Source organism: Microcoleus sp. S13_C5, from assembly GCF_036700845.1.
Taxonomy (GTDB): domain Bacteria; phylum Cyanobacteriota; class Cyanobacteriia; order Cyanobacteriales; family Microcoleaceae; genus Microcoleus.
In genome coordinates this window covers 1-4,424 of record NZ_JAUBPR010000224.1, presented here as the reverse complement: position 1 = coordinate 4,424, position 4,424 = coordinate 1, and the positions used below count along the sequence as shown (strand labels likewise).

6 protein-coding genes are annotated in these 4,424 nt (G+C 42.9%); 3 read left to right on the top strand and 3 right to left on the bottom strand.

All coding sequences use genetic code 11. The features are described 5' to 3' along the window. Positions 1–57: 57 nt before the first annotated feature. The 3 genes from QUA04_RS28800 to QUA04_RS28790 all read right to left on the bottom strand — a co-directional run bounded on the left by QUA04_RS28800 (position 58) and on the right by QUA04_RS28790 (position 1,109). On the bottom strand, positions 58–288 hold the full coding sequence (locus QUA04_RS28800) for a hypothetical protein (RefSeq protein ID WP_333263964.1): 231 nt from the start codon (positions 286–288) through the stop codon (positions 58–60). Positions 289–477: 189 nt separating this feature from the next. Beyond that, positions 478–684 (bottom strand): hypothetical protein, encoded by a 207-nt coding sequence (locus QUA04_RS28795; RefSeq protein ID WP_006631417.1) that lies wholly within the window; start codon positions 682–684, stop codon positions 478–480. 5 nt (positions 685–689) lie between these two features. After that, on the bottom strand, positions 690–1,109 hold the full coding sequence (locus QUA04_RS28790) for a GIY-YIG nuclease family protein (RefSeq protein WP_333263962.1): 420 nt from the start codon (positions 1,107–1,109) through the stop codon (positions 690–692). Between the two features lie 315 nt (positions 1,110–1,424). On the opposite strand from QUA04_RS28790, the gene QUA04_RS28785 reads away from it, so the two are divergent. The 3 genes from QUA04_RS28785 (at position 1,425) to QUA04_RS28775 (ending at position 4,140) form a co-directional block, all read left to right on the top strand. Further along, complete coding sequence (locus QUA04_RS28785) at positions 1,425–3,500, top strand: WD40 repeat domain-containing protein (protein ID WP_333263959.1); 2,076 nt, start codon at positions 1,425–1,427, stop codon at positions 3,498–3,500. 105 nt (positions 3,501–3,605) lie between these two features. Then, on the top strand, positions 3,606–3,947 hold the full coding sequence (locus QUA04_RS28780; RefSeq protein ID WP_333263956.1) for a DUF2281 domain-containing protein: 342 nt from the start codon (positions 3,606–3,608) through the stop codon (positions 3,945–3,947). Next, a complete protein-coding gene (locus tag QUA04_RS28775; protein ID WP_333263953.1) occupies positions 3,937–4,140 on the top strand; it encodes a type II toxin-antitoxin system PemK/MazF family toxin in 204 nt (67 codons plus the stop codon). The genes QUA04_RS28780 and QUA04_RS28775 overlap by 11 nt, the downstream gene beginning before the upstream one ends. The last annotated feature ends 284 nt before the right edge of the window (positions 4,141–4,424 follow it).

The following is a 4,424-nucleotide window of genomic DNA, read 5'->3' as shown; positions in this document are numbered from 1 at the left end:
TTTGGCTGGCATACATTCTAACTAATGATCGCTTATCTTATATTTCTATTATACAATCTAGCTGCGTATCAGCTTACTAATCCGACCGAGCGCATCTTGAATTGGTTCAAGCACCCTCTCACACAAATTCTTTCCTGCTTTGATCGCCAAGTCAGGATCGCTAGGAATGTTAGGGATACCTTCAATTTGAGAGATTTCTGAATAAAGAAACTCACGCATGAAAAAACTCTTAGAGAGTTGAACCCGTCCTAGGTCTTCCAAAGCTTTAACAGTTTGTGGCTTTCTCATAGATTGAACTCCAGCAATTAGAGGTGAATAGCTTAATGTTACAATACTGGCAGATAATTTAGAAGCATGGTTTCAGCCAAAAGCAACCTTCCGGTTGAGTGGCTAGAAATAACTTTTGCATCACCACCAATATCTTTCGGTAGTCCGCTCCAACCGGGTTGTTAGACCGCGGCGCGCCACTTGACGCTGTTATTGTCCGCGTCCCGGTTTGCAATCTGCAAAACCTAATGCCTCTGTGTCAAGGAAACTAGCGATCGCCATCTCAATGACTGCTTCGATTGGGTATTCAATTTCAGCAGCACGAGCAATTAGGGCAGCACGAATTCGTTCAGGAAAACGTCCTAAAATAACTTCGGCATCAGCGAGGGAAAGTTGCTCTTGAAGTTTGGCTTGCATGGCATTTACATCTCAGTTGGAATTTGGACGTTGTAAGGGGGTTCAGTAGCTCTTAGAATGATGGCTTCTAGCTCCAATAGTAACGCAGGGTTCTGCCAGTGAGAAATTGTCTGTACTGCAATCCGTATGTCTTCATCGCTATATTTATCGAGCCATGCCCACAAAAAAGCTTTGTGCCCACCACTGAAGCGACCTCGTAAGCTCTTGGTTTTACCGATGTAGAGCAATCCATCAGTTCTGTGCCTGATTGCATAAATGCCAGGACGCGCAGGAATGGTCTCAAACCCACGGGTCAAGGGTTGACATTGCTCAAAAGGAATGAAAGCAATCGCGTCTAGAATTCTTCGCGCTTGGATTTGTAGGTCAGAATCATTCGTTGGCATGAAGGCAAGAAGGCTGATTGCACAGAAATCATAATCCCACAAATTCTGTTACAACCATCATCAACTAGGGATGGTTTCCTGCGCGATCGCACAGAGAAGGCGATCGATCCCGAGCTGATTTGAGCCTTGGCCGTGGCTGTGTTTTTCTAGGATATGGGAAACGGGCGAGCGATCGAGTTTTACCTGCCGGTAAAAAATGTAACGTTATTTCCGTAAAAAACCCGGTTTCTGCGTCCAGGAGTATCAATGATGAAATTAAATCTAAAAAGCAACAAGTGCAGAATATCTGGCAACCATCCGAATTATACCTCCTAACATCCTGCTACACTATTAATAACCGCATCCTCACCCAGATTTATGCTTCCAACAATCATCGCCGCTATCGCTCCCTACATCTCAGGAGTGCTCTCACCCATCGCCCGAAATATCGGCTACAAACTAGGAGAAGCCTTCGGCAATAACTCTCAAAAGTACCGAGATATTCTAATTCCCGCTCCCAATAACTCATCTGATTCGACTGAGATAGAGCGAGCAAAACAGCGTTATTCTCAAGAAATGCTGGAATACGCGAAAGCGAAAGATACCAGAGACCGGGAATTGTTAAAGCTAACAGTAGCACAAACAGCACGCCGCATTGAGTTGCAGGAACAGGAACAGGAAGACAGACTGAAGCTGGCAGCCTTGCAGCGGGATTTGATGCGGGAATTGCAAGCAAAGGATATTCAGGTCAAGCTGGCTGAAATTCAAACTATTTGGGATAAAGATACTTGGTTTTCTAAGTTGAATCGAGAGGAAACTAAGCAGATTTTACTTCAGCAGCAACATCGCCTCTTAATCTTACTATCACCGCCCAAAATTAGCAAGCGATGCCCGGAAACCTTCTGTGAAGATTTGCCCATTGAAATGAGAAGTGTGGGAGATTTTCTCAGACAGCATTATCCTCAACAGGATGTCTTACGCCCCGTTAAGTTTTATAGCGATTATTTCGCTGAGTCGATTGGTGATATTGATGTGGAACGCTTGCAGCGAATTTTATCTCCGGTTCCTACTACAATTTTATATAGCGATATCAGCGACTATGCCGTAACTTTTCGCGTCGGCTTTTGGGGATTCCTGAATAATCAGGAAGTCTCCCTGTTTTCTACCAAAGTTTTTGACTGGGAAGAGGCAAAAGATGCACTTTTAGCATCGGGAGTAAGTGAGAAAAAAGCCCTACGCATCATTCGGCAGTTGATTGTGGCGATTCACAAGTTACTGGCTGGATTTTTAGCGGATTTGTATTATCTCAATATTGATCCTGCCTATGAACCTTTATTATTTAAGTTAAAGGATGAATTGGCTGAATATGGATTAGCAGAAGAGTGGGTAAAACCTTATTTTGATATTCTTCAGGATATTCAGCGGCGACAGGGAGAACAGTATGAACAGGAGTTGAAAAAGCTGATGGAGCAAGTAGAGGCTGAACGTCAATCTCAAAAGGCTGCCAAAGCTGAAGCCCAACGCCAACACCAAATAGAAGAAAAAATCATTAGAAAAGCTCACTCCTTCAAATGTGTAAAAACTCTTAATGGCGTAGGTATGTCATCTGTTGATTGCGTAGTTATTAGTCCAGATGGCAAGACTTTTGCTAGTAACAGCAGTGGAAATTGCAGCAAACTTTTAAATCTCCATACAGGAGAGCTGATTAGTATTTTTTCTGGGCATTCAGGTGCGGTTTATTGCGTTGCCATTAACCCTAATGGAACAATTTTAGCTAGTGGCAGTTATGACAAACAAATTAAGCTGTGCAATCTGGAAACTGGACAAGAATTTAGAACCATAAAGGGTCACTCATCTTTAATTCGGTCTCTTGCTTTTAGTCCAGACGGAGAAACTCTTGCTAGTGGCAGTCAAGACAATACTATCAAACTGTGGAATCTGAAAAACGGGCAACAAATTCGCACTCTCATAGGGCATTCAGAGTCGGTTTTGTCTGTCGCTATCAGCCCGGATGGACAAATTATTGCTAGTGGTAGTGGAGACAACACTATCAAGCTTTGGCATCTGAAAACCGGACAGGAAATTCGCACTCTTATAGGGCATTCACAGTCGGTTTGGTCTGTCGCTATCAGCCCGGATGGACAAATTATTGCTAGTGGTAGTGGAGACAACACTATCAAGCTTTGGCATCTGAAAACCGCAAAGGAGATTCGCACTCTCACTGGGCATTCACAGCCGGTTTTTTCTGTTGTCATTAGCGCGGATGGACAAATTATTGCTAGTGGTAGTCGAGACAACACTATCAAACTGTGGAATCTAAAAAATGGACACACAATTTTCACTCTCACAGGGCATTCAGCCAATGTTAATTCGGTCTGTTTTAGCCCAGATGGAAACACTCTGGTTAGTGGCAGTAATGATGGGAGTATCAAGATTTGGCGGTGTCATAAGTGAACTAACAGGGAAAGATGAAAATTATGGCGCGATTGGCAAACATGGAACTACAAAACTTGACTGCGTGAGAAATAAAACGATAAAAGCTTAGGGAAAGTAATTGAAATGTCAGAAACAATTAATTTTGAGCAAGCAGTGTTAGAGAATCTGCGACAGTTGCCAAGGGAGAAACAACAAGAAGTGCTCGACTTTGCACAATTCCTCGTGCAAAAAACGGAACAGAAAAAGCAGTTACCCAGCGAAAGTTCTGAGTCTAACAGTTCGTCAACAACCGCACCTACTCTCAAGCTATCACTTAGAGAAATTGCTAGCCTGCCAATAGCAGAACGCCATAAAATACTAGCACCATTTATACCTGCTACAGCCGAAGATTTTTTGGCAGATCCTGAATTAACCGAGTTTTCGGCACTCGATAGCGAAGACTGGGAGAATGAGTATGACTACTAATCCAAAACGAGGAGAGGTTTGGCTGGTACAACTTGATCCAACCCGAGGGCAAGAAATTCAAAAAACACGTCCTGCAGTTGTGATTAGTTCGGAAATGTTTAGTTCTATCCCCATGCGGATTATAATTCCTGTGGCTACATGGCAACCTAAATTTCAAAATCGCCCTTTCATGATTCTCATTCAGCGAACTTAAGAAAACTGTTTAGATGCAGACTCAGCAGGCAATGTTTTGCAAGTTCGGAGTGTAACTACTGAGCGATTTGTCAGATGTATTGGAAAAGTTTCTGAAACGGTTGTGCAAGAATTAGTAATAGGCTTAATTATCTGTGTTGAGTATCGTCCATAAAATCAGGAATGTCGATCGCCCTAATTAGCTTTCTCAACATAAAACACACAAGAGGCTAGTACAGCTCGGCGTAAGTAGACAGACTATATTTGTGGTAGAATAACATAGTTAGTTTAGACCAGTTCCGGTAG

Coding starts and splice junctions, on each gene's coding strand:
- QUA04_RS28800 (WP_333263964.1), bottom strand. CDS start 288: ATGAGAAAGCCACAAACTGTTAAAGCTTTGGAAGACCTAGGACGGGTT.
- QUA04_RS28795 (WP_006631417.1), bottom strand. CDS start 684: ATGCAAGCCAAACTTCAAGAGCAACTTTCCCTCGCTGATGCCGAAGTT.
- QUA04_RS28785 (WP_333263959.1), top strand. CDS start 1,425: ATGCTTCCAACAATCATCGCCGCTATCGCTCCCTACATCTCAGGAGTG.
- QUA04_RS28780 (WP_333263956.1), top strand. CDS start 3,606: ATGTCAGAAACAATTAATTTTGAGCAAGCAGTGTTAGAGAATCTGCGA.
- QUA04_RS28775 (WP_333263953.1), top strand. CDS start 3,937: ATGACTACTAATCCAAAACGAGGAGAGGTTTGGCTGGTACAACTTGAT.